This is a genomic window from Ruegeria arenilitoris, from assembly GCF_013030265.1.
Taxonomy (GTDB): Bacteria; Pseudomonadota; Alphaproteobacteria; order Rhodobacterales; family Rhodobacteraceae; genus Ruegeria; species Ruegeria arenilitoris_E.
On record NZ_WPZQ01000001.1, the window covers coordinates 395139 to 417964 of the forward strand.

A 22826-nucleotide genomic window follows, 5' to 3' on the forward strand; every position below is an offset into this window, starting at 1 on the left:
GTCCTGTTTTCCCTTAAATGGCGGTAAAAACCTGAGACATACATGATCAAAGACACCCGAAGCCCAGAAGAATTGCGCAAAATGTTCGGCGCAAATCTGAGGCGGCTTGCAAACAGATACCCTTCTGTCTCGGAACTCTGCCGCCAGCTCGGGATAAACCGTACGCAGTTCAATCGATATCTGGCTGGGGAGAGCTTTCCGCGTCCGGATGTACTGGACCGGATCTGTCGGTTCTTTAACGTCGATGCCCGCATCCTGCTCAAGCCTCTGGACGAAATATCGACACCCCGGGGATACTCCGCCGGAGCAGCTTTGGCACAGTTTCTGGGTTCCGGACCTACCGCCTTGACAGAAGCAGAGTTTCCAAACGGGTTTTATCACGCCGTTGAAACCGCCCAGTCTGAATCCGAAGCCGCGATCCACAGCCTGTATTACGCGTACCGCGTTCAACAGTGTACTCTATTGCGCAGCTATCTATCCCGAGCAAAAGGCCCCGCCCGACTGCCCGGAGATCGTGAAATACGCGGCTTCGTTGCCTGTGCAGGCAACAAGCTCTACGTTTTGGCCTCTCGCTATGGCGCCGCTGACTGTCGCATGTTCCTGCTGTCAAAGTCATCCGATAAACCAGAGGATCGATGGTTGGGTTTTGTTGCCGATCTATCTGAAACAGCCGTAGAATTGTCGGCTGCCCGGAATGTTGAATTTCGCCACTTGGGTCGAGATTTCCCTGCCGCATTGGCAGTCGCCAGAATGGCGTCCAACCCCGGTTGATTAAGAAAAGTCTTAAAATGCTCAGCGTTTGATTTTCTCAATAAACACTCATGAGTGTCGTTGTGAGAAAAGCTGAGGTCGCAGAAATATTAGCGACCGAGCTCCCTTCGTGCATAGGCTGGCAGAGTATTGAGGAGACCCACATGGCCAGCACACCCACCGATTTGTCGGCAGTTCGCAAGCCCATAGCAAACGCTCTTGGATTGCCGAACGGCCACTACACCGACCCTGCGTTGCACGCAGAAGAGAGTCAGGCCCTGCTACAGGAATGCTGGTCAGGCCTGGCCGTAACAGCAGACGTCCCCGAACCGGGAGATGCAGTACCCTTGGAATTTATGGGTATTCCATTGCTGCTGCTTCGCGATCGTTCTGGTGTTGTCCGCGTTTTCCAGAACATATGCCGCCACCGTGGCATGATACTGGTCGAGGAGCCTCGTAAAATCGAAGGGGCCATCCGCTGCCCCTATCACAGCTGGTGTTATTCGACCGAGGGTCGGTTGGTCGCAACGCCACATGTCGGCGGGCCCGGGCAGAATGCGCATGAAAATGTAAAACGCTCTGAACTGGGCCTTATTGAGGTGCGCAGTCACATCTGGCGCGAGATTGTCTGGATCAATGTCTCAGGTACAGCGCCCGAGTTCGAAGATGCCAACGCCAAACTGATCGAGCGTTGGTCTGAGTTCGAGAAACCCTTGTATCACGGGGGTGCGGACAGCGCGTTCCGGCTGGACGTGAACTGCAACTGGAAGCTGGCGGTCGAGAACTATTGCGAAAGCTATCACCTGCCTTGGATTCATCCAGGCCTTAACAGCTACTCCCGACTGGAAGATCACTACAATATCGAAGAGACCGGCCTGTATTCAGGTCAGGGCACGCTCGTTTACCGACAATTGAAAGGCGACAATGGCGATGTGTTTGCCGATTTCGAGGGGTTGAGCGACAAATGGGACAAGGCTGCGGAATACATCGCGGTCTTTCCCAACGTGCTGTTGGGCGTTCACAGAGATCATGCCTTTGTGATCATCCTAAGACCTGAGGCACAGGACAAGACCTCGGAGCATATACATCTGTTCTACGCCACGCCTGACACTGACAAAGACCTTCGTGCGCGGAACACTGAACAGTGGAAAGTCGTGTTCGAAGAAGATGTATTTGTAGTCGAGGGTATGCAGCGCGGTCGTGCGGCGCCGGGTTTCGATGGCGGTCATTTCTCGCCCGCCATGGATGGTCCGACGCATCTGTTTCATGACTGGGTCGCGTTGCGGCTTGAGGCGCACCGGACCGATCTGGCAGCGGAATGACCGATTTGAACACACGCCTGCTGCAAGCCCATGCAGCAGGCGACATTAAGTTGATCTCAGCACTTTACGAAGAAGCAGCCGACGCTACGACCGACGATGATGCTGCCGGTTTCTTCCTGACCCATGCCTATGTACATGCTTTGGAAGCAGGTTTGCCAAGCGTCGAGCAACTGCGGGATCGGTTGATCAAAATGGGTCGGGACGTGCCGCAAGGCTAGGCACGGCCCAACCGCACCATTTAAGAAACTCGCCTCTGGTAGGGCCTAGCGCCGCACGGGTGGCGCCCGCGCAGCGAGGTAGTACCTGTTCTCAGGTCGTTACTCCAGCTTCCGGGTCAGGCACATCACGGCTGCCTTCTGTGATCTGACGATAAAGATGCCAACTGGCGTGACCCAACAATGGCAGCACGATCAACAGCCCTAAAAACCACGGCACCATGGCCACAAATGTCAGGATCGCAATAAAGACACCCCAGCCGAACATGATCCTCTTGTTGGTGCTGACGTATGCATAGCTTGAGATCATGGCAGTCACGAAATCCAGCTCGCGATCCAGCAACATGGGGATCGACAGTACCGTCAGCATGTAAAGAAGTATCGCAAACACCGCACCGACGGCCGAGCCGACGGCCAGCATCGTCAGACCATTTGGCGTCAGAAAAACCTCAAGCGAAGATGATACATTGGTCATCGTGGCCAGCCCCATGAAAAGCGCAAAGATCATGTGGCCAAGAAAGAACCAGAACAGGAACATCACCACGATAATCGCGCAGATCGACGGAAGCTGACGGCGGCTCTGCTGGATGACCACGCCGAATATCGCTCCGAAGCTCAAAGGCTCGCCCTGTTCCAAGCGGTGTGAAACTTCGTAAAGCCCGACAGCTGCGAAAGGACCGATCAGCGGAAAGCCGATAGCTGCCAGAACCAGCCAGTACGTTGTCCCGGTCTGGAGAGTTACCCACGTCATCAGCCAGCCCGCCAGGACATAAAACCCTGCAAAAAGAAGGCCAAAGACAGGTGCACGCCGAAAATCCTGCCATGCGCACCGCAGCGACTCGCGTAGCATTTCGGTCGTGACAGGTTTCATCTTGGGAACACCAAAGGGCCTATCCATGATCTGTCTCTCCTCTGCTCTTATTCTTGCATCACATTGCCGGTCGCTTCTGCGGCCATTCAGTCGCCTGATGGTAAGCTGCACCAATCGAAATCAGCTTTGCATCTGCGTTCTTCGGGCCAAATAACTGCAGGCCCATTGGCAAACCTGCAGAACCAAACCCGGCGGGAATAGACAGGCACGGAAGCCCCAACAGGCTGACCGGCGTTACCACCTGCATCCACCGATGGTAGGTGTCCATTGAAACGCCGCCAATCTCGGTCGGGTACGGCTGTTCGATCTCAAACGGCCAAACCTGCGCAGCGGGCAGAACCAGCGCATCATAATCTGCAAACAAGTCAACAGAGCGACGGAACCAGTCAGTTCGGAGCACACTTGCACGGTGAACATCCATCGCGCTGAACGATAGTCCCCGATCGAGTTCCCATTGCGCCGTATCCTTCAGAGCGGCCTTTTGAGCGATTAATGGTTCCAAACCGGTGGCAACGCTCCACGATCTTAGCGTAATCCAGCTCTCCCATATCTTATCCGCGTCGAATGGAGGGGGCACGACCTCAACCGCAGCTCCGAGTTCTTCGAAGACGTTAAGAGCGTCCGCAGCGAGATTGAGAATACCCTGCTCCGTGGGAAACGCCCCACCCCAGTCACCAAGCCAACCAATTCGCATCCCTCTGAGATCAGCGATCTGAACGGGTGAAACGGGATCGCATTGCCCAGCTAGCGGATGTCGCATGTCGGGACCGGAAATGACATCAAGCAGAATGCCTATGTCTTCGGGGCTACGCGCCATCGGGCCAAGGGTGGACAACTGATGCAGATACCCGTCCCCTACCGGTTCGGACGGGACGCGGCCCCATGTTGGGCGGAACCCGTAAACGTTGTTCCAGGCTGCCGGGTTTCGGAGGCTACCCATCATGTCAGATCCGTCCGCCAGCGCGACCATGCCTGTGGCCAGTGCCACAGCAGCACCCCCGGATGAACCTCCGCAGGTGCGCGAAGGGTTATAAGGATTGCTGGTCGCACCGTAGACCGGGTTGAACGTGTGTGAGCCCAAGCCAAACTCTGGCGTGTTGGTCTTACCAATCAGGATTGCCCCTGCATCACGCAATCGCTTGGCGATCAGATCATCGGATTCGGGAACGTGGTCCTTGTAAATCGGTGATCCTTGCGTCGAAGGAATACCCGCCACATTCACCAGATCCTTGATTGCAATAGGTAAGCCGTGCAGGGCACCACGGTTCGGCCCATCATCCGCTGCCTGCGCCTCGGACATCAAATCGTCCTCATCCCGCAATGCGACGATGGCGTTGACCTGACCGTTGACCTGCGCGATCCGATCCAGAGTGCTGCGCATCAATTCTGTAGCTGACAGGCGACGATCAGACAGATCGCTCAGAAGGTCCTTGGCAAATGCCTTGGTCAGATCCATGGGTAGGTGTCCTTTGGCTGCTCACGGGCAGCCTAGCGACGCGCTTGGATCATTTAAAGCCACTGTTTAGATCTATCTTTTCCTGTTCGACAGAGACCGCTATCGAATCTTGAGATCGAACCTCAGATTGCTTTCCCGACCAAGCAGGTTCTTCAGACAAAAATAGATCGCGACAACACTGATCAACAGCCACAGCCCGCCCCAAATCATTGTGTTTCCGCCAAACTGTTCTGCCAGCATATAGGCATCAGATCGAACCCCCGGGCGACGGATCGTGTCATCGAAAATGTCGTAGGGTACGTAAATCATGCTGGTGAGCCCGATGATCCGCAGAACCATGTCACAGGCCTTACGCTCCAGAAACCGGGCCATTGCCAGCATCGCCAGCCCGACACCTGCACAGAACGCCATCGGAAACGGATCGCGGATATAAAGCAGCGTCACCAACAGCATCACACCACCAAACAAACCCAACACGAACCGGTCTGCATGAGAACGCAATGCAACTGTCAACAACAACATCCCCAGCAGCAAAGACCCAAGATAACCTGCCGTCAGGATGAGGAACGGGTTGCCACCTCGGATCAGGGCATAGCCACCCTGATGGATCGACAATGAAATACGCTCAATGGAACCGCCTGTCAGGATGCCTGCAATGCCATGGGATAGCTCATGCAGAAACACCACCAGAATTTTGAGCGGCAGAATAACAAGCGTGTTCCAAAACACGAACACCAGCACGGTGATCAGGATCAGCTGCCAGTGCCCTTTAAGGAGCGTCATGAACATGCTGTCCCGACGCCTCTCGTCAATCTTCGCCCTGCGCCTCGGACCGGCTTTTGCCCGCAACGTTCAGAGCCAGAGTAGCTGCCATGAACCCGTCAAGATCGCCGTCCAGAACTCCCTTGGTGTCAGACGTTTCGAAATTTGTCCGCAGGTCTTTAACCATTTGATAGGGCTGCAGAACGTAAGATCGGATCTGGTTGCCCCATCCTGCGTCACCTTTGGCCTCGTGCGCCGCATTTATTTCGGCGTTCCGGCGATCAAGTTCCTGCTGATAAAGGCGGGATTTCAGGGCTTTCATCGCAATATCGCGGTTCTGGTGCTGCGATTTTTCCGAGCTTGTAACCACGATACCCGTGGGAATGTGCGTGATCCGCACGGCCGAGTCGGTTGTGTTGACGTGCTGACCACCAGCGCCCGACGAACGATACGTATCAACCCGGATATCCGCCGGGTTCACTTCGATTTCGATATTGTCATCGACCACGGGATAGACCCAGACCGAGCTGAAGGATGTGTGCCGTTTCGCCGCCGAGTCAAAGGGAGAAATACGCACGAGGCGATGCACGCCGCTTTCCGATTTCAGCCAGCCATATGCGTTATGACCTGAGATCTTGTACGCCGCAGACTTAATACCGGCCTCTTCCCCCGCGGTCTCTGACTGCAGCTCGACCGTGTATCCCTTTTTCTCAGCCCACCGCACGTACATGCGCGCCAGCATCGAGGCCCAGTCGCAGCTTTCGGTTCCGCCCGCGCCCGAGTTGATCTCGAGGAAAGTATCATTTCCATCGGCCTCACCGTCCAGCAGTGCTTCGAGCTCTTTCTTGGCAGCTTTTGCCCCAAGTTTCTTGATCGCCTCCTCGGCGTCCTGGACGACCTCCTCGTCCTCTTCCATCTCACCGAGTTCAATAAGTTCGATATTGTCGTTCAAATCGGTTTTGATCGTCTCGTATGTCTCGATCGCATCGACCAGCATCTGACGCTCGCGCATCAGTTTTTGCGCGTTCTCGGGGTTGTCCCAAAGGTTGGGGTCCTCAACACGCGCGTTGAATTCTTCCAACCGGTGCGGCGCGGTCTCATAGTCCATACGCTGCTCCAGCAGCTCCAGCGACTTTTGGATTTCCGCCACGATGTTCTGGGTTTCGGCGCGCATGGTCTGGTCCCAACTTGCTCAATCAGGCCTGCGTGATAGCAAGAGGTGCGTGCCACCACAAGACAAGTGAGATGCGAATGAAGGATACACCGGACGAGTTGTTGGACCGATGGGGCCTGACCATCCTTTCAATGGTGGCAGATACCGGCCATGCGCGCATCTGGAAGGTCGAAACGGCTGACACAGTTGCGGCACTTAAGGTGTATCGCCGGGCAGATCGCGGCAACGAAGGCCCGGGGTCGCGGCTTTTGTCTGCGTGGCAGGATCGCGGTACGGTTCGAATTCTTGAAGAGGCGAACAACGCAGTTCTGATGGAGTGGTTGGATGGTCCGTCACTGGGGGATGTGGCGCGCGACGGTGACCCGGAAACCGCTGTGAATTTATTGGCCGAAGCAGCATCAGATCTGCATCGCTCGCCCCGGGTGGAGAATTCCGGTCTCAGAACACTAAACGATGTTTTCGCTCCTCTGTTTCGCTGTGAATTTACAGACACTTGTGACCCTAACCTAAAAAGCGACATGCAGCAGTCTGCAGCATTGGCCAGAGAACTGCTGGATAGTCAGCAGACACTGGTTCCGTTGCATGGAGATCTGCACACCGACAATGTCATACTGACCAAGGCTGGCCCAAAGGTGATCGATGCCAAGGGTTATCTCGGCGATCCGGCGTTCGAGCTTGCAAACGCCTTGCGACATCCCAAAGGGATGCCGGACCTTGTGCGAGATCCCATACAGATCGCGAAATGCCTACAGCTATATTCAGAGGCGATGGCGATTACGCCCGAACGCCTAGCCAAATGGGCGGCTGCAAAATGTGCATTGTCAATCTACTGGCGTTCGCACCAACAGGTTTCGGAAGACAAAGAAGCGGACCTGTTGCGCCTGTTCTTGCAAGCGGCGGCTTAGTAAAGCCCGCCGCCCTGCAGATCACCCTGGCTTGCGTTTGGTCCTACTGTGATGGTGTTACCCGTCGACGTGGTTACCTGACGACCCGAGCTGGCTTCTTCGAACAGAGGCAGGTCGGATCCCATGGCAAAACCACCGTCATAGATACGATCGATAAAGCCATCGACGCCGTCACGGAAATACTCGGCAACGACGTAATCGCCTGAGGCGTTATCCGGCAGGCGCGCGCCGCTGAACCGGTCGATCTTGATGAAATGCCCACCCGGAGGCACTTCGAACGGACCACCACCGTATTTCTCGACTGCTTTTTCCATAAAGCTCTGGAAAACCGGACCGCAGAGAGTACCACCATAGGCCCCCCGCCCCATTGGACGCGGACGGTCATAGCCAATGTAGCAGCCTGCAACGATGTTCGACGTAAAGCCAATGAACCATGCATCTTTGGATTCGTTGGTCGTACCGGTTTTGCCAGCTGTCGGCACCGGCAGATTCACAACGCGGGATGCCGTTCCACGATCCACCACACCTTTCATCATCGACGTCAGCTGATAGGCCGTAACCGCATCCATGACCTGTTCACGGTCGGTGACGATGGTTGGTGACTCATCCGGTTCTAACCAGCTGGAGTTGCAATCCAGACATTGACGGTCGTCGTGGCGATAGATGGTTTTGCCGAACCGGTCCTGAATACGGTCAACCAGCGTGGGTTCTACGCGTTCACCACCATTGGCAAACATCGCATAAGCCGCAACCATTTTGTAAAGCGTGGTTTCTTCGGCCCCCAATGAGTTGGCCAAAAATGCGCCCATCCGGTCATAGACACCAAACCGTTCGGCGTACCCGGCGACAACCGGCATCGTGACCTCTTGAGCGAGGCGAATGGTCATCAGGTTCCGGGACATCTCGATCCCTGTACGCAGTGGTGTCGGGCCGTAGAACTTATTTGTCGAGTTCTTGGGACGCCACAGTCCCTGCGGGGTGTTCACCTCAATCGGGGCGTCCACAACGATGGTGGCCGGGCTGTAGCCACTGTCCAAAGCTGCGGCGTAGACGAAGGGTTTAAAGCTTGAACCCGGCTGTCGCTGCGCCTGTGTCGCGCGGTTGAAGACCGTGTCTTGATACGAAAAGCCGCCCTGCATCGACAATACGCGGCCCGAGTTCACGTCCATCGCCATGAACGCGCCCTGCACTTCGGGCACCTGACGTGCAGACCACTGACCTTCCTCGCCAGCAACCACCAGAATGACATCGCCGCGTTTGAAATTGGCTGCGAAATCCCCCTGCATCCATTTGATGTCTGAACGCGGAATAACACCGTTGGCAGGACCATCTTCGATACCAACAGTCAATTGCTGGTCAGCGACATCCATAACAACTGCGGGATACCACTGCGTCGGCAGCACAACGTCGCGCGGAATCTCAAGAATCGCCAGGGCTTCGCGCCACTGTGCCTCATCACCCAGCTTTTCTTCTGCGATCACCTCACCCGTGCCGCGCCATTTGCCGCGGGAACGGTCATATTTCTGCAGGGCTTCCCGCAGCGCGCGGGCCGCTTCGACCTGCATCTCTTCGTCCACCGAAGCGCGAACCGTAAAGCCACCGGTAAAGAACTCTCCCTCACCAAAGTCCTCGCTCAGCTGGCGACGAATTTCATCGGTGAAGTAATCGCGAGGCGGCAAAGCAGTGCGGAAGCTTTCGAAATCCCCGTTCTGAACAGAACGCAACGGCATTTCGACTTCGGTCTCATACGTTGCCTGATCGATATAGCCGTTTTGCTGCATCTCACGCAGAACGTAGTTGCGACGTGCCAACAGACGCTCTTTCTGGCGGACCGGGTGATAATCCGAAGGCGCCTTGGGCATGGCGGCAAGCATTGCAGCCTCATGCGGCGCCAGTTCCTGCAGCGTCTTGTTGAAGTAGGTTTGTGCAGCAGCGGTCACACCATAGGAGTTCTGACCAAGAAAGATCTCGTTCATGTAGAGTTCGAGAATCTGTTCCTTGTCGAGCGTATCCTCAAGCCGGGTGGCGAGGATAATTTCCTTGATCTTGCGTTCTGCGCGGCGGTCACCTGACAGCAGAAAGTTCTTCATCACCTGCTGCGTGATGGTCGAAGCACCGCGAACGTTTTCACCCTTGGACTTCACCGCCTCAACCCCGGCAGCAACGATACCGCGTGGATCATAGCCCTGGTGGGTGTAAAAGTTCTTGTCTTCGGCCGAGATGAACGCCTGCTTCACCAAGTCGGGAATTTCTTCGGACGGAGTGAACAGTCGGCGCTCCTGCGCGAATTCGTCGATCAACTGGCCCTTGCCCGAATAGATTCTGCTGATGGTCGGCGGTTTGTACTGTGCAAGGGATTCATGGCTGGGCAGATCGCGCCCATACATCCAGAAGACCGCACCAACAACCAGCGCGGCCATAAAAATACCCAAAGTCACTAGGCTGAAAATCGCCCCGAAAATCGAAAGAATGAACCGGATCACGTTGCTGCCTTTTATTCGCGGTGCCGTCTATATAGTGACGCTCAGCCCAAGGGTCAAAACACCTTGGCGCATTCTAGCCAGTTTGCGTCGTCAGGTCACTGTCCAATCAGTGACCGTTTGATCACGTCTTCTTGCCGCCACTTCTCAAGCCCTTTGTAAATGCCTTGCGCCATCGATGCGCGCCATTCAGGATTCCTGATGTTTTTCAAATCTCTGGGGCTGGACAGAAACCCAAGCTCTACCAGAACCGAAGGGATATCAGCTGCCTTTAGGACAGAGAACGAAGCGGTGCGGATCGGGCGACGATTCATCGGGCCGCCTTGCTGTGCCATCCCGTTGGCAATCGCCCGTGCCAGCGCGTCTGTGCGCGGTTTCGTTTCCTGCCGTGCCATGTCCAGCAACACGTCCGCGACCTGATCATCCGACCCACTGAGGTCGATGCCTGAAATCAAATCGCCCCGATCATGGCGCTCTGCCAGTTTCAGGCTGGCAACGTCCGAGGCATCTTCGGACAATGTATAGACTGCCGCGCCATGGGCCTGCCCCTCGGACAGCGAATCTGCATGCAGCGAGATAAACACGTGCGCCCCCGCCCGATGTGCCAGCGCAATGCGACGTTCCAACGAGACGAACTGATCATCAACACGGGTCATGACCACCTCGTACCCGCCAGCCCGCAACAACAGCTCGCGCAGTTCACGCGCAAAGGTTAGCATCAACGTTTTTTCATCGGTTCCGGACACTTCGGCACCCGGATCAAGTCCACCATGTCCGGGGTCCAGCATGACGCGCAGAGGCTGATCACCCTTGCGAGGTTCAGCCTCTTCCACCGTCGCGGGCTCGGGCAAATCCCAGCCGGGGTTGCGTGGGGCACCGGCACCTTTCGCGAATGTATCAAAGTCAGTTCCACGCAGATTGAGCGTCAGCAGCGCTGCCCCCGTTGCTGCGTCAACGCGCATATCAGCCGTATCCACAGCCAGCGGCGCGCCAAGTTCCATCACAAGGCGGGACCAGCCGGGGACGTAAGCTCCAAACTGTACACCTGTGATCCGATTGCTTTTCAGAAACGCCTCGCGGTCAAGGCCAGTCCAGTCAACCTCCTGAAAATCCAGCACCATCCGGTACGGATCCTGCAACGTGAAAACGCGATATGGCACTCCCTGGGTCAGACCAATACGCAGACGAACACCCGAAGCGCCATTGTCCGTGATCTGGCTTTGATCGGGAATAACCCTGGCAAGCGCACTGAAATCCTGCGCAAGCGCATTGCCGGTCAACGCCCATAACAGCGCTAGAACATAGAAAATCCTGCTCATGGCCTCAAGTTATCCCGAGATCGTTCGGCGCAAAGCCTATAGCACCGACATGGTTTTGTGAACGCTTTTGGCGTCAGGCGCTACTGAGTGCAACGTTACCGCGTTCAGCCATGAAAACGCGCAGACGTTCCAGACCTTCCTCGATATCGGCAGTTGAACGTGCGTAGGAGAAGCGCAGCGTTTCATGACCACGCTCGGGATCGAAATCCAGACCCGGTGTCACCGCAACGCCTGCCTTCTCCAATATCTCGGCGGCAAAAGCGCGACTGTCATTGGTCAGATCCGAGACATCCGCATAAACATAGAACGCCCCATCCGGCGGCGCGATGTTGGTAAATCCTGCTTGGGGCAAACCCTTGAGCATCAATTCACGATTCCGGCGATAGACATCCAGATTGCCTTGCAGTTCTTCGTCGCAATCCATCGCCGCCAGTGCCGGGACCTGACTTGCGTGTGGGGCACAGATAAACATGTTCTGGGCAATACGTTCGACCACACGCACCTGATCTTCGGGAACGACCATCCAACCGACACGCCATCCGGTCATCGAGAAGTACTTTGAGAACGAGTTGATCACATAGCACTCATCCGTCAATTCCAACGCGGTGACGGCTTTGGCCTCGTATTCCAGCCCGTGATAAATCTCGTCGCTGATAAACGATGCTCCCTGCCCCTGCGCCGCTTCAATCAACGCCCCCATCGCGGCATGGTCCAGCATGGTGCCCGTCGGATTGGCTGGCGAAGCGACCATGAGCCCTTGCAGATCGATACCAGCAAAATCTGCTGGCACTGGCTGCAGCCGATGTTCAGGTGCGGTAGGCAGATCGACAGGCACCAGCCCCAGCGCTTTGAGAATCTGGCGATAAGACGGATAACCCGGCGCGCCGATGCCTACGCGATCACCGCTATCGAACAACGCTGTAAATGCCAGCAGAAAACCGCCAGAAGACCCCGGCGTGATAACGACACGCTCAGGGTTCAGATCGACATTGTACCAATCGCCATACATCCGGGCGATCCGCTGCCTCAATGCAGGCAGACCCAACGCTACAGTATAGCCCAGCGGTCCTTGCTCCATTTCCTTGGCCAGCGCCTGCACCGCCCCTTTGGGTGCGCCTGTTCCTGGCTGACCAACCTCCATATGAATGATGTGGCGCCCGTCCTCTTCTGCTTTTCGTGCAGCCTCCATCACGTCCATCACGATGAAGGGATCGACCCCGGACCGGGTTGAGTTTCTCATGCCCATCTCCCATGTTGCAGCCATGGCTTTTGAACGCGTATCCAGGCTGGCGTCAATCCCGGCTCTGATACTGGCTGTTGGCATGTGGATGGCAACGGCGGTTCAAAGCTATGCGCAAAGCCTGATACGCGATCCGGATATCGAACATGGTTTACGAGAACTCGCCTTTCCAATCCTTCGCGCGGCTGGGCTGAACACCAACCGGGTACAGGTCCTTGTCGTAAACGACAGCACTTTCAACGCCTTCGTCATCGACTACAACACGATCTACGTGAACTACGGCCTCATTCTGGCGGTTGACAGCCCCGAGATGTTGCAGGCCGTTATTGCCCACGAAGCCGCCCATATCGCCAACGGTCATCTGGCCCGGCGCGCCGAGAACCTGAGGGCAGCTCAGCGAAATGCTCAACTGGGTCTGGCACTCGCACTGGTCGCTGCGGCTGCTGGTGGTGGCGAAGCTGCAGCAGGCATCGCAGCCGGAACCTCGTCCTCTGCATTACGCAGCTTTCTGGGCCATACACGGGCCGAAGAGTCTTCGGCTGACCGAAGCGCTGCCAGCTATCTGCGATGGGCAGAGATTTCACCGATCGGCATGGTCGAGCTGCATCGGAAATTCGCGGGTCAGGAGTTGTTGAGTACGATTAATCAAGACCCTTACATGCGATCGCACCCGACCAGTCGCGAGCGTTTGCGTGCCGCCGAGGCCTTTTTGGAAGAGTTTTCTGATAGGGCCAAGTCCAACCCGAATGCCGACTACTGGTTTGCCCGTGTGAAAGGCAAACTATCGGCTTTTCTGCGCAGCCCCGGATGGACACTGCGGCGCTCCAAAGAAGAAACGGCGCAAGATATCCGCCTGATGCGCGAAGCAGCAGCACATCACCAGAACCGAAATCTGGCGAGTGCGCGTGCTGCAATTAATGGCGCCCTCAAGGTTCGTCCTGACGATCCGTTCTATTACGAACTCAAAGGCCAGATCTTGCTGGAAAACCGTCGGGTTAAAGAAGCTGTTGACGCCTACGGTAAAGCAGTAGAGCTTGCGCCCAATGACCCGCTCATTCTGGCTGGCTATGGTCGCGCGCTGCTGAGCGACGGCCAGACGAAGAACGCCCTGCAAGCCCTTGAAAAGGCTCGCGCAAGAGACTATCGAAACGCGCGACTGATGCAGGATCTGGGTTCTGCCTATTCCAAGGTGGGCAATAATGGGATGGCATCGACCGTCACCGCAGAACGATATGCTTTGCAAGGCCGGTTGGCCGATGCAGGCATCCATGCAAAACGTGCTGTCGGGCAATTGCCCGTGGGCTCTCCGGGTTGGCAAAGGGCGCAAGATGTGTTGATTGCCTCGGAACGAGCAAAGAAAGAGAAAAGGAAACGGAAATGATCCTCAGACATGCTGCACCGGCCCTTCTGGGGCTTTCCCTGATCTCCAGCCCTGCGGCGGCGCTGGATCTCAACTCGATGAGCGATGCGGAGAAAGCTGCTTTTGGCGAACAGGTCCGCGAGTATCTGCTGGAAAACCCCAGCGTTATCGTCGAAGCGATCACCATTCTCGAACAACAGCAGGCTGCCGTCGAAGCCGTCGCTGACAAGGAACTGGTCGCAGCGAATGCGGATGAACTGTTCAATGATGGATATAGCTGGGTAGGCGGCAATCCTGATGGTGATATCACGCTTGTCGAGTTCATGGATTATCGCTGCGGCTATTGTCGCCGAGCAGTACCAGAAGTCGCAAGCCTGTTGTCAGAGGACGGCAATATCCGTCTGGTGATCAAGGAATTCCCAATCCTTGGCGAAGCGTCCCTGCTATCCTCGCGATTTGCCGTGGCCACCAAGAACGTTGCTGGCGATGATGCATACAAACAGGTGCACGATGCGTTGATGGAATTCGGTGGCGATGTTTCCGAGGTTACTCTGCGTCGTATTTCGGATGGTCTTGGGCTGGACAGCGATGCGATCATTGCCGCTATGGACAGTGACGAAGTAAACAACGAAATCGCACAAACCCGCGCACTGGCGCAAAGGATGAAAATTTCAGGCACGCCCTCTTTTGTTTTGGGAACCGAAATGTTGCGCGGTTATCTGACTGCAGATCAGATGCAGCAAATCGCCGACGGCGTTCGCGCTGATCAAAGCTGATTGAGAGGGGGCGGACACCCCGCCCCTTATCCATCGCGAGAACTTACCAGGCCTGGATGACGTATACGCAGCCAGCCCGCTGGATTGCACAAACAAATCTGTTGATCTTGAGAGGCAGATAGCGATGAACAGAAGAGAAATGTTGCTGGCCAGCGGAGCATTCGGCCTCATGACACGCCCAGGTATCCTTAGCGCAAACCCAACCTCCGGCTATTTCGTTCCACCCGAGGAAGGCCCGCATCAGCGTACATTCATGCAATGGCCGGCGAACCGCAGGGTGCACTCTGACAGGGTTTTCCGGAAAATGGCGCAGCAGACGATCGCTGATATCGCAAATGCGATATCCGATTTTGAACCCGTCACTCTGCTTGCTGCAAAGGAAGATCATTCATCGGCACGCAAAAAGCTCTCTGCCAGCGTCGAGCTTTGGGACATTCCTACCGACGACCTCTGGTGCCGCGATTCTGGACCGATTTTCGTAGTTAATGAAAACGGCGATCTCGCCATCACAAATATCCAGTTCAACGGCTGGGGCGAGAGGCAGATCAACACGAATGACTCGCAAATCGCCAGACGTGTTTCCGAACATCTGGGCCTGCCCTTCCTCAAATCCGGTCTGATCGGTGAAGGGGGTGGCGTTGAACAAGACGGCCACGGCTTGCTCATGGCGCATGAGAGTTCATGGGTACACGACAACCGAAACCCGGGGATGTCGCGCAATGAAATTGAAGCGCTACTGCTGAAGGCATACGGGGCCGACCGCATGATCTGGTCCGCAGGCGTTTGGGACGAGGATATTACTGATTACCACATCGACAGCCTGGCGAGGTTTACCGGCCCCGGGCGTGTCCTGATCAACCTGCCGGACGATCCGGATCCAGCTGACCCGTTCCATATGGCGGCCCTGGACACTCATGATGTGCTTGTCGCTGCCGGGCTACAAGTAGATGTCATCCCCGAGCCGGTTGAGCGCCGCATCGACGATGAGGAATTCGTCGCATCCTATGCAAACTACTACGTTTGCAATGGCGCGGTAATCGTTGCCGAATTCGGTGATCGTGAAACCGACCAGATCGCGCAGGACGCGATTTCCCGGCACTATCCTGGTCGCGAAATCATCACACTTAACGTCGACACGTTGGGTGAGATGGGAGGCGGCATTCACTGCGCAACGCAACAAATGCCAGCAGTCACTTGATCTGCGCCGCGGGTCGCGGGCGACGCCCTGAATAAGCTATGCTTTACTCGGCTGCCTCTTTGGCAGCATCGAGTTCTGCCGCCTTTTTCTCGACCTCTTCAACGATGTGGTCGATCATCTGATCGTTCGACATCTTGTGGCTGGCCTTACCGGCCAGATAGACCATACCAGACCCTGCTCCACCGCCGGTGAAGCCAACATCGGTCATCAGCGCCTCACCCGGACCATTCACGACACAACCGATGATCGACAGGCTCATGGGTGTCTTGATGTGCTCAAGGCGCTTTTCTAGCTCTTCAACGGTTTTGATGACGTTAAAGCCCTGACGCGCGCAGGACGGGCAAGAGATGATGTTGACGCCGCGGTGACGCAGACCCAGAGATTTGAGAATCTCGAAACCCACCTTGACCTCTTCGACAGGATCGGCCGACAGGCTGACACGGATCGTGTCCCCGATGCCCATCCAAAGCAGGTTGCCTAGCCCGATGGCAGATTTGATCGTACCACTGACCAGTCCACCAGCCTCGGTAATCCCCAGATGGATCGGTGCATCTGTCGCCTCGGCAATACCCTGATAAGCTGCCGCTGACAGGAATACGTCGCTGGCTTTCACACTGATCTTGAACTCATGAAAATCGTTGTCCTGAAGGATGCGGATATGTTCCAGCCCGCTTTCGACCATCGCCTCAGGGCACGGTTCGCCATATTTCTCCAGCAGATGCTTTTCCAGACTGCCCGCGTTCACGCCGATGCGGATCGAGCAGTTGTGGTCTTGTGCAGCCTTGATGACTTCTTTCACACGCTTTTCGTCACCGATATTACCCGGGTTGATGCGAAGGCATGCAGCGCCTGCTTCAGCAGCCTCGATACCACGACGATAGTGGAAATGGATATCAGCGACGATCGGAACGGGGCTTTCGCGCACGATCTCTTTTAGCGCTTTTGACGACGCCTCATCCGGCACCGAAATCCGCACGATATCCGCGCCTGCCTCAGCTGCTGCCTGAACCTGTGCAATGGTTCCGGCCACGTCAGTCGTCAGCGTGTTGGTCATGGTCTGAACAGCGATGGGTGCATCACCCCCAACCGGGACGTTCCCAACCATGATCTGGCGGGATTTGCGGCGATAGATATCGCGCCAGGGACGTACGTGATTGAGAGACATGAAAACCGGTCCGCGTCTGCCTAGGTTGCGCCTTAGATAGTTCGGCGACCGGGGTACCGCAATGGTTAGATCACTCGGCGGGCGCTTCTGTCGCCTGAGTTTGCAATTCGGCGACCAATTGCTTGAGCGCACTGTTCTGGTCTGCTTCGAGATCGGCCACGATGAACTGCTCGGACACCGAGTCTTTGGACAGCACAACGCCCTTAGCTACTGTGCCGGGCGCGCCGACAGGCCCATAGTGTTTGCCATTTACTTGGAAATAAACCGAACCAGCAGCACCAGCGCGCAATTGAGGTGGCTCTTCTGTCAAAGGCACCTCAAAGGTGTTGCCATGCTCAACAGTTCCAAGAGTTCCCTCAAAAATCACACTACCATCTGCCGCTCGAACACGCATCCAAGCTGGATCAACAGCAACAATCCGCAGTGCAGTATCAAGTTTTTCTACAACCTGCGGCAACGCAGGGCGTTCGACCGTGTGAACATCGGCAATCTGCGTTTCAGGAACCTCTGGAGGTCTGAAGGTGCCTACCGTACGCGGATCAAGCGTCGATATCGGCGCATCACGGGCAACAAGAACGGGTACGTCCAACGCCTGCGGTCGATAGAGGCGGTCAAGCGCCTCTGCACTTGGGCTTTCCAACCCGGCTATCTCTGGCTCCTGCGAACGGCTTTGCGCTTCGTGCAACGGATCAAGATCCGACAGCACGACCGGGGCCTGTTCAACTGGCGCCACCTGTACCTGCTGTATCTTGTTCAGCACGGACCAACCGCCGTATCCGATCCCACCGATCAGCGCCAGAAGGACGAGAGACGACCCGATTGCGCGAGGCTCGATATGGCTGAAAACCGATTCATTGCCGGGCAGGTATGGCGTGTTGGGAGAGATGAACGGATCGCGCCCCATAGGACCGCGGTTTGGCAAATCCCCAGTTGCCTTTTTGACAACCGAAGCCTCTGCCGACATGCCGTGCGCGACCTCAAATCCACTTTCCTGACAGAAGGCAGCAAAGGTATCATCCGGGTTCATCCCCAGATAGCGGGCGTAAGAACGAACATACCCGGCAATGAAGCCGGGTGTGTCAAATGCATCAGGATCAGCATTTTCGATGGCAGCGATGTAGTTGGCTTTGATCCGCAGTTCGCGCTGAACATCCAGTAGCGACTTGCCCATGGTTGCCCGCTCGCCGCGCATCATGTCACCAAGCCGTACTTCGAAGTCATCGAAACCCTTTGGTCTGACGTCTACGTCTTCCTCGGAATCGCGCTGTGTCCTGCGCCCAATCATCCCTGCTGCCCCATTTTGCCTGCCGCGTGCTTAGCGCGAACAGCGAATCGTCCCCATAACGATTCGTCTGTTTGTTTGTTAGCGTAAGCTTAACACGCGGCAAACGTGTTGCACACTTTGGCGTGAGGTTAACCGGCAAGTTCGGCGCGATTTAGCGCACAATGTGACCAAAGTTCGTCCATCGCCTGGATCAAACGGTTCATCTCGCCGGGCCCGTGTACAGGTGACGGCGTAAAGCGCAGGCGTTCAGTCCCGCGAGGAACGGTCGGGAAATTGATCGGTTGAACGTAAATTCCATGATCATCCAGCAGCCTGTCACTGAGGATTTTGGTGTGTACCGGGTTGCCGACAATCACCGGCACGATGTGACTGCCGTGGTCGATCAACGGCAAGCCCATCCCTTTCAGACGCAGCTTGAGCACCTTGGCCTGCGTCTGATGCTGTTCCCGCAGTTCCGATGCACCTTTGAGATAGGCAACAGACGCAGCAGCGCCAGCGGCAACCGAGGGCGGAAGAGACGTGGTAAAGATGAAGCCCGGCGCGTAAGAGCGTACAGCGTCGCACATCTTTTCGCTGGCGGCGATATAGCCACCCATCACGCCGTATGCTTTAGCCAGCGTTCCGTTGATGATGTCGATACGATGCGCCAGCCGGTCACGCTCGGTTACACCACCGCCGCGCGGGCCGTACATGCCGACCGCGTGCACTTCGTCGATATAGGTCAGCGCGCCGAATTCGTCTGCCAGATCGCAAATTTCTTCAATGGGGCCAAAGTCACCATCCATCGAATAAACCGATTCAAACGCAATCAGCTTGGGCACTGCAGGATCGTCGGCCTCAAGTAGTTCGCGCAGATGCGCGACATCATTATGGCGGAAGATTCGCTTGTCGCCACCATTGCGACGCACACCTTCGATCATCGAGGCGTGGTTCAGCGCGTCGGAATAGATGATCAGGCCCGGGAACAGCTTAGGTAGCGTGCTCAGCGTCGCATCGTTTGCGATATAGGCACTGGTGAAAAGCAGCGCAGCCTCTTTACCATGCAGATCTGCGAGCTCGGCTTCCAACCGCTTGTGATAGACAGTTGTGCCAGAGATGTTGCGTGTGCCGCCCGACCCTGCACCCGCGGCATCAACCGCCTCGTGCATTGCGTTCAGGACGACGGGATGCTGCCCCATGCCCAAATAGTCGTTGCCGCACCATACGGTGATATTCTGCTGCGAACCGTCTGGACGGGTCCGAACGGCGTGAGGGAAATGGCCGTTGCGACGTTCGATATCGATGAAGGTCCGGTATCGTCCTTCTTCATGCAGCCTGGCAATCGCTGAATCGAGCTGAGCAGTGTAGTCCAACGGACCCTCCTTCGATGTCCGGATTGTTTTGACCACAACCGGACCACTTTGTTCGCCGTATCTCCTAGCCTAGACCATTAGTACGACTTTGCGTTCCTCTGTATCAACTACCTACTGCTGATCAGTGGGACCTAACTTTGATTTGCATCAATTATCCCTTAACACGCCCCCGGACAAGTAAAGTTACGGCTATAAGACGCGAGGAAACGACGCAGGTAGTTCTACGGCGCTTTCCTTATTTCCGACAGTATACCCCAATTCCCGCCGATACACACTGGACGACACCGCCAGCGCTGCTAGGCTCCGCGCAAATTCACATCCATTCAGGAGAAGCCTATGTCGCTTGACGCTGTTCTGAGCAGGATCGACACCGATCTGACCACTTCCATCGACCGGTTGATGGAGTTTCTACGCATACCGTCCATCTCAACTGATCCAGCCTTCAAGGAGAACGTTGATCAGGCCGCGGACTGGCTGGTCGCAGATTTGCAAAGCATTGGCATTAAGGCAGAAAAGCGTGAGACCCCCGGCCACCCCATGGTGGTTGGGCACGTCGGTGAAGATGGCGATGGGCCACATGTGCTGTTCTATGGCCACTATGACGTACAACCGGTTGATCCGCTAAATCTGTGGAACCGTGATCCGTTTGATCCGGCGCTGGAAGATACCGAGCATGGGCAAGTCATCCGCGGCCGCGGCTCGTCGGATGACAAGGGCCAGTTGATGACCTTTGTCGAGGCTTGCCGCGCCTGGAAGGCAGTACACGGTAAACTGCCCTGCCGGATCACATTCTTCTTTGAGGGAGAAGAAGAATCGGGCTCTCCGTCGCTGGTGCCGTTCCTCGAAGCCAACAAGGAAGAACTGCAAGCTGATCTGGCCCTCGTCTGCGATACTTCGATGGTCTCGCGCGGCGTTCCTTCGATTGCCTCGCAACTGCGCGGCATGCTGAAGGATGAGTTCACAATCATCGGCCCCCGTATCGACCTGCACTCCGGCCACTACGGTGGGCCTGGCCTGAACCCCCTTCGTGAGCTTTCCAAGATTGTTGCCTCTTTCTATGACGATGAAACCGGACGCGTTGCGGTCGAAGGCTTCTACGAAGGCGTTCACGAAGTTCCCGCCGAGCAGCTGCGCCAATGGGAAGGCTGCGGATTTGACGAAGCTGAATACCTGAACTCGGTGGGGTATACCCAACCCCACGGCGAAAAAGGCTACTCCACACTTGAACAGCAATGGGCGCGCCCGACGCTGGAAGTTAACGGCCTTTGGGGTGGCTACAATGGTGCCGGATCCAAAACGGTGATCCCGTCAGAGGCGCACTGCAAGATCACCTGCCGACTGGTCGGTGACATGGACCCGGATGCCCTTCGCGATAAGATCCGTAAACACGTGGAAGAGCGGCTGTCCCCCGATGCGAAGGTTGTTTGGGACAATGACCTCGAAGGCTCCCCTGCTTCTGTCATGAACCTTGACCGCCCCGAATTCGAAGCCGCGCGCGGCGCACTGTCAGACGAGTGGGATCGCGAGGCTGTATTCACCGGCATGGGCGGCTCGATCCCCGTAGTCGGCTACTTCGATACGGTTCTGGGACTGGATTCGATGTTGGTCGGCTATGCCAACGACGATGACGCTATCCACTCACCCAACGAAAAGTATGACGTAAAGAGCTTCCACAAGGGTATCCGCTCGTGGGCGCGCATTCTGGATGCTTTGAATAAGTAAACAAAAAAGGCACCGCCGATGTGGCGGTGCCTTTTCCCTTGGGATCATCCCAAACTTACATGTGAATCACACGGCCGTAGGCGTCCAGCACACTTTCGTGCATCATCTCGGACAAGGTCGGATGTGGGAAGACGGTGTTCATCAGGTCTTCTTCGGTAGTCTCAAGCTGGCGACCAACCACATAGCCCTGAATCAGCTCTGTGACTTCTGCGCCGATCATGTGCGCGCCCAGCAATTCCCCGGTTTTGGCATCAAATACGGTTTTGATCAGGCCCTCGGGCTCACCCAGAGCGATGGCCTTGCCGTTACCGATGAAGGGGAAACGGCCAACCTTGACCTCGTAGCCCAGTTCTTTGGCCTTAGCTTCCGAGTAACCGACCGAAGCGACCTGCGGCTGACAATATGTGCAGCCTGCGATGCTTTCCGGTTTGACCGGGTGCGCGTGTTTGCCGGCAATCAATTCGGCAACCATGACACCTTCGTGGCTGGCCTTGTGCGCCAGCCAGGGCGCACCAGCAATATCACCGATGGCATAAAGACCCTCGACACCGGTGCGACAGAACTCATCTGTCACAACGTGAGTGCGGTCGATTTTGACACCAAGCGCCTCGAGGCCGAGGTTTTCGACATTACCAACGATTCCAACTGCAGAAATCACGGTGTCAAAGTCGTGTTTCTCGACTTTGCCATTGACTTCGATATGCGCTGTGACCTTGCCTTTGCCACGATCCAGCTGCTTGACCATCGCCTTTTCCTTGATGGTCATACCCTGCTTGGTAAAGGACTTTTTGGCGAATGCGCTGATCTCGGCATCTTCGACGGGAAGGATGCGGTCCATCACCTCGACCACGGTCGTGTCAGCACCCAACGTATGGTAGAAGCTTGCAAACTCGATACCGATTGCACCTGAGCCGATGACCAACAATTTCTTGGGCATGCGCGGTGGCTGCAGAGCGTGCTTGTAGGTCCAGACCAGATCACCGTCAGCCTCAAGTCCAGGCAGTTCACGCGCCCGGGCACCGGTCGCAAGGATGATGTTCTTTGCCGTCAGTTCTTCGGTACCCTTATCGGTTTTGACACTGACCTTGCCCTTGGTTGGGATCGTTGCCTCACCCATCACGACGGTGACTTTGTTCTTTTTGAGCAGATGTCCGACGCCACTGGTCAACTGTTTTGCCACCCCGCGCGAACGTTTGACCACGGCATTGAGATCATAGCCGATCTTGTCAGCACTCAGACCAAAATCCTTGGCACGCTCCATGAGGTGAAACACCTCTGCAGATCGCAGCAACGCCTTTGTTGGGATGCACCCCCAGTTAAGACAAATCCCACCCAGATGCTCGCGTTCAACCACGGCCGTCTTCAGTCCCAACTGGGCCGCGCGGATAGCAGCGACATAGCCACCGGGCCCTGCCCCGATTACGATCAGATCAAAGGATTGTGCAGCCATGTGTACCTCTCGGCGCAGGTCGAT

The 22826-nt window shown here is 56.1% G+C and carries 19 protein-coding genes; 8 read left to right on the forward strand and 11 right to left on the reverse strand.

The annotated features are described in order from the left end of the window. The first annotated feature begins 42 nt into the window (after positions 1-42). The 3 genes from GOX61_RS02035 to GOX61_RS02045 all read left to right on the forward strand — a co-directional run bounded on the left by GOX61_RS02035 (position 43) and on the right by GOX61_RS02045 (position 2290). The gene (locus tag GOX61_RS02035; RefSeq protein ID WP_254436721.1) at positions 43-771 is read left to right on the forward strand and encodes a helix-turn-helix domain-containing protein; all 729 of its coding nucleotides are present in this window, start codon (positions 43-45) and stop codon (positions 769-771) included. A gap of 143 nt (positions 772-914) precedes the next feature. Further along, positions 915-2072 carry an aromatic ring-hydroxylating oxygenase subunit alpha gene (locus GOX61_RS02040; protein WP_170330873.1) on the forward strand — a complete coding sequence of 386 codons (1158 nt, stop codon included), beginning with the start codon at positions 915-917 and terminating at the stop codon, positions 2070-2072. Further along, positions 2069-2290 (forward strand): hypothetical protein, encoded by a 222-nt coding sequence (locus tag GOX61_RS02045; RefSeq protein ID WP_170330875.1) that lies wholly within the window; start codon positions 2069-2071, stop codon positions 2288-2290. The genes GOX61_RS02040 and GOX61_RS02045 overlap by 4 nt, the downstream gene beginning before the upstream one ends. A 91-nt stretch (positions 2291-2381) precedes the next feature. Here GOX61_RS02045 and GOX61_RS02050 read toward each other — a convergent pair whose 3' ends face one another. The 4 genes from GOX61_RS02050 to prfB form a co-directional block, all read right to left on the reverse strand. Beyond that, positions 2382-3185 (reverse strand): DUF2189 domain-containing protein, encoded by an 804-nt coding sequence (locus GOX61_RS02050; RefSeq protein WP_170330877.1) that lies wholly within the window; start codon positions 3183-3185, stop codon positions 2382-2384. A gap of 31 nt (positions 3186-3216) precedes the next feature. Then, positions 3217-4614: an amidase gene (locus tag GOX61_RS02055; RefSeq protein ID WP_170330879.1), complete on the reverse strand. Its 1398-nt coding sequence runs from the start codon at positions 4612-4614 to the stop codon at positions 3217-3219. Positions 4615-4713: 99 nt separating this feature from the next. Next, on the reverse strand, positions 4714-5397 hold the full coding sequence (locus tag GOX61_RS02060; protein WP_170330881.1) for a M50 family metallopeptidase: 684 nt from the start codon (positions 5395-5397) through the stop codon (positions 4714-4716). 25 nt (positions 5398-5422) lie between these two features. Next, positions 5423-6550: a peptide chain release factor 2 gene (gene prfB, locus GOX61_RS02065; protein WP_155150955.1), complete on the reverse strand. Its 1128-nt coding sequence runs from the start codon at positions 6548-6550 to the stop codon at positions 5423-5425. 77 nt (positions 6551-6627) lie between these two features. On the opposite strand from prfB, the gene GOX61_RS02070 reads away from it, so the two are divergent. Beyond that, a complete protein-coding gene (locus GOX61_RS02070; RefSeq protein WP_170330883.1) occupies positions 6628-7455 on the forward strand; it encodes an aminoglycoside phosphotransferase family protein in 828 nt (275 codons plus the stop codon). On the opposite strand, the gene GOX61_RS02075 is transcribed toward GOX61_RS02070, so the two are convergent. The 3 genes from GOX61_RS02075 to GOX61_RS02085 all read right to left on the reverse strand — a co-directional run bounded on the left by GOX61_RS02075 (position 7452) and on the right by GOX61_RS02085 (position 12494). Continuing rightward, on the reverse strand, positions 7452-9938 hold the full coding sequence (locus tag GOX61_RS02075) for a penicillin-binding protein 1A (protein ID WP_170330885.1): 2487 nt from the start codon (positions 9936-9938) through the stop codon (positions 7452-7454). The two genes, GOX61_RS02070 and GOX61_RS02075, sit on opposite strands and share 4 nt — an antisense overlap. A 95-nt stretch (positions 9939-10033) precedes the next feature. Then, positions 10034-11254, reverse strand: a complete 1221-nt coding sequence (locus GOX61_RS02080) for an N-acetylmuramoyl-L-alanine amidase (RefSeq protein WP_170330887.1) — start codon at positions 11252-11254, stop codon at positions 10034-10036. A gap of 73 nt (positions 11255-11327) precedes the next feature. Continuing rightward, a complete protein-coding gene (locus GOX61_RS02085; RefSeq protein WP_170330889.1) occupies positions 11328-12494 on the reverse strand; it encodes a pyridoxal phosphate-dependent aminotransferase in 1167 nt (388 codons plus the stop codon). Between GOX61_RS02085 and GOX61_RS02090 the strand changes: the two genes are divergently transcribed. From GOX61_RS02090 to GOX61_RS02100, 3 genes are all read left to right on the forward strand, one after another. Beyond that, positions 12493-13875 (forward strand): M48 family metalloprotease, encoded by a 1383-nt coding sequence (locus GOX61_RS02090; RefSeq protein ID WP_170330891.1) that lies wholly within the window; start codon positions 12493-12495, stop codon positions 13873-13875. The two genes, GOX61_RS02085 and GOX61_RS02090, sit on opposite strands and share 2 nt — an antisense overlap. After that, a complete protein-coding gene (locus GOX61_RS02095; RefSeq protein WP_170330893.1) occupies positions 13872-14630 on the forward strand; it encodes a DsbA family protein in 759 nt (252 codons plus the stop codon). Before GOX61_RS02090 ends, GOX61_RS02095 begins: the two co-directional genes overlap by 4 nt. A 124-nt stretch (positions 14631-14754) precedes the next feature. Beyond that, positions 14755-15828, forward strand: a complete 1074-nt coding sequence (locus tag GOX61_RS02100; RefSeq protein ID WP_170330895.1) for an agmatine deiminase family protein — start codon at positions 14755-14757, stop codon at positions 15826-15828. 43 nt (positions 15829-15871) lie between these two features. Here the strand turns inward: GOX61_RS02100 and ispG are convergent, their stop codons facing one another. The 3 genes from ispG to hemA all read right to left on the reverse strand — a co-directional run bounded on the left by ispG (position 15872) and on the right by hemA (position 19630). After that, complete coding sequence (gene ispG, locus GOX61_RS02105; RefSeq protein ID WP_170330897.1) at positions 15872-16993, reverse strand: flavodoxin-dependent (E)-4-hydroxy-3-methylbut-2-enyl-diphosphate synthase; 1122 nt, start codon at positions 16991-16993, stop codon at positions 15872-15874. A gap of 70 nt (positions 16994-17063) precedes the next feature. After that, positions 17064-18278 carry a helix-turn-helix domain-containing protein gene (locus GOX61_RS02110; protein WP_170330900.1) on the reverse strand — a complete coding sequence of 405 codons (1215 nt, stop codon included), beginning with the start codon at positions 18276-18278 and terminating at the stop codon, positions 17064-17066. 128 nt (positions 18279-18406) lie between these two features. Continuing rightward, positions 18407-19630, reverse strand: a complete 1224-nt coding sequence (hemA, locus tag GOX61_RS02115) for a 5-aminolevulinate synthase (protein WP_155150981.1) — start codon at positions 19628-19630, stop codon at positions 18407-18409. 336 nt (positions 19631-19966) lie between these two features. Between hemA and GOX61_RS02120 the strand changes: the two genes are divergently transcribed. Further along, positions 19967-21352 (forward strand): dipeptidase, encoded by a 1386-nt coding sequence (locus GOX61_RS02120; protein ID WP_170330902.1) that lies wholly within the window; start codon positions 19967-19969, stop codon positions 21350-21352. Positions 21353-21407: 55 nt separating this feature from the next. Here GOX61_RS02120 and lpdA read toward each other — a convergent pair whose 3' ends face one another. Beyond that, entirely contained in the window at positions 21408-22802 is a 1395-nt protein-coding gene (gene lpdA, locus GOX61_RS02125; RefSeq protein WP_170330903.1) for a dihydrolipoyl dehydrogenase, read from the reverse strand. Between the last annotated feature and the right edge of the window lie 24 nt (positions 22803-22826).

What these genes read in the sequence shown, in the direction of transcription:
- GOX61_RS02100 (WP_170330895.1), top strand. Translation starts at nt 14,755, where the DNA reads ATGAACAGAAGAGAAATGTTGCTGGCCAGCGGAGCATTCGGCCTCATG.
- GOX61_RS02055 (WP_170330879.1), bottom strand. Translation starts at nt 4,614, where the DNA reads ATGGATCTGACCAAGGCATTTGCCAAGGACCTTCTGAGCGATCTGTCT.
- GOX61_RS02035 (WP_254436721.1), top strand. Translation starts at nt 43, where the DNA reads ATGATCAAAGACACCCGAAGCCCAGAAGAATTGCGCAAAATGTTCGGC.
- GOX61_RS02090 (WP_170330891.1), top strand. Translation starts at nt 12,493, where the DNA reads ATGCCCATCTCCCATGTTGCAGCCATGGCTTTTGAACGCGTATCCAGG.
- prfB (WP_155150955.1), bottom strand. Translation starts at nt 6,550, where the DNA reads ATGCGCGCCGAAACCCAGAACATCGTGGCGGAAATCCAAAAGTCGCTG.
- lpdA (WP_170330903.1), bottom strand. Translation starts at nt 22,802, where the DNA reads ATGGCTGCACAATCCTTTGATCTGATCGTAATCGGGGCAGGGCCCGGT.
- GOX61_RS02080 (WP_170330887.1), bottom strand. Translation starts at nt 11,254, where the DNA reads ATGAGCAGGATTTTCTATGTTCTAGCGCTGTTATGGGCGTTGACCGGC.
- GOX61_RS02070 (WP_170330883.1), top strand. Translation starts at nt 6,628, where the DNA reads ATGAAGGATACACCGGACGAGTTGTTGGACCGATGGGGCCTGACCATC.
- GOX61_RS02110 (WP_170330900.1), bottom strand. Translation starts at nt 18,278, where the DNA reads ATGATTGGGCGCAGGACACAGCGCGATTCCGAGGAAGACGTAGACGTC.
- GOX61_RS02045 (WP_170330875.1), top strand. Translation starts at nt 2,069, where the DNA reads ATGACCGATTTGAACACACGCCTGCTGCAAGCCCATGCAGCAGGCGAC.
- GOX61_RS02095 (WP_170330893.1), top strand. Translation starts at nt 13,872, where the DNA reads ATGATCCTCAGACATGCTGCACCGGCCCTTCTGGGGCTTTCCCTGATC.
- GOX61_RS02050 (WP_170330877.1), bottom strand. Translation starts at nt 3,185, where the DNA reads ATGGATAGGCCCTTTGGTGTTCCCAAGATGAAACCTGTCACGACCGAA.
- ispG (WP_170330897.1), bottom strand. Translation starts at nt 16,993, where the DNA reads ATGTCTCTCAATCACGTACGTCCCTGGCGCGATATCTATCGCCGCAAA.
- GOX61_RS02085 (WP_170330889.1), bottom strand. Translation starts at nt 12,494, where the DNA reads ATGAGAAACTCAACCCGGTCCGGGGTCGATCCCTTCATCGTGATGGAC.
- GOX61_RS02120 (WP_170330902.1), top strand. Translation starts at nt 19,967, where the DNA reads ATGTCGCTTGACGCTGTTCTGAGCAGGATCGACACCGATCTGACCACT.
- GOX61_RS02040 (WP_170330873.1), top strand. Translation starts at nt 915, where the DNA reads ATGGCCAGCACACCCACCGATTTGTCGGCAGTTCGCAAGCCCATAGCA.
- GOX61_RS02060 (WP_170330881.1), bottom strand. Translation starts at nt 5,397, where the DNA reads ATGACGCTCCTTAAAGGGCACTGGCAGCTGATCCTGATCACCGTGCTG.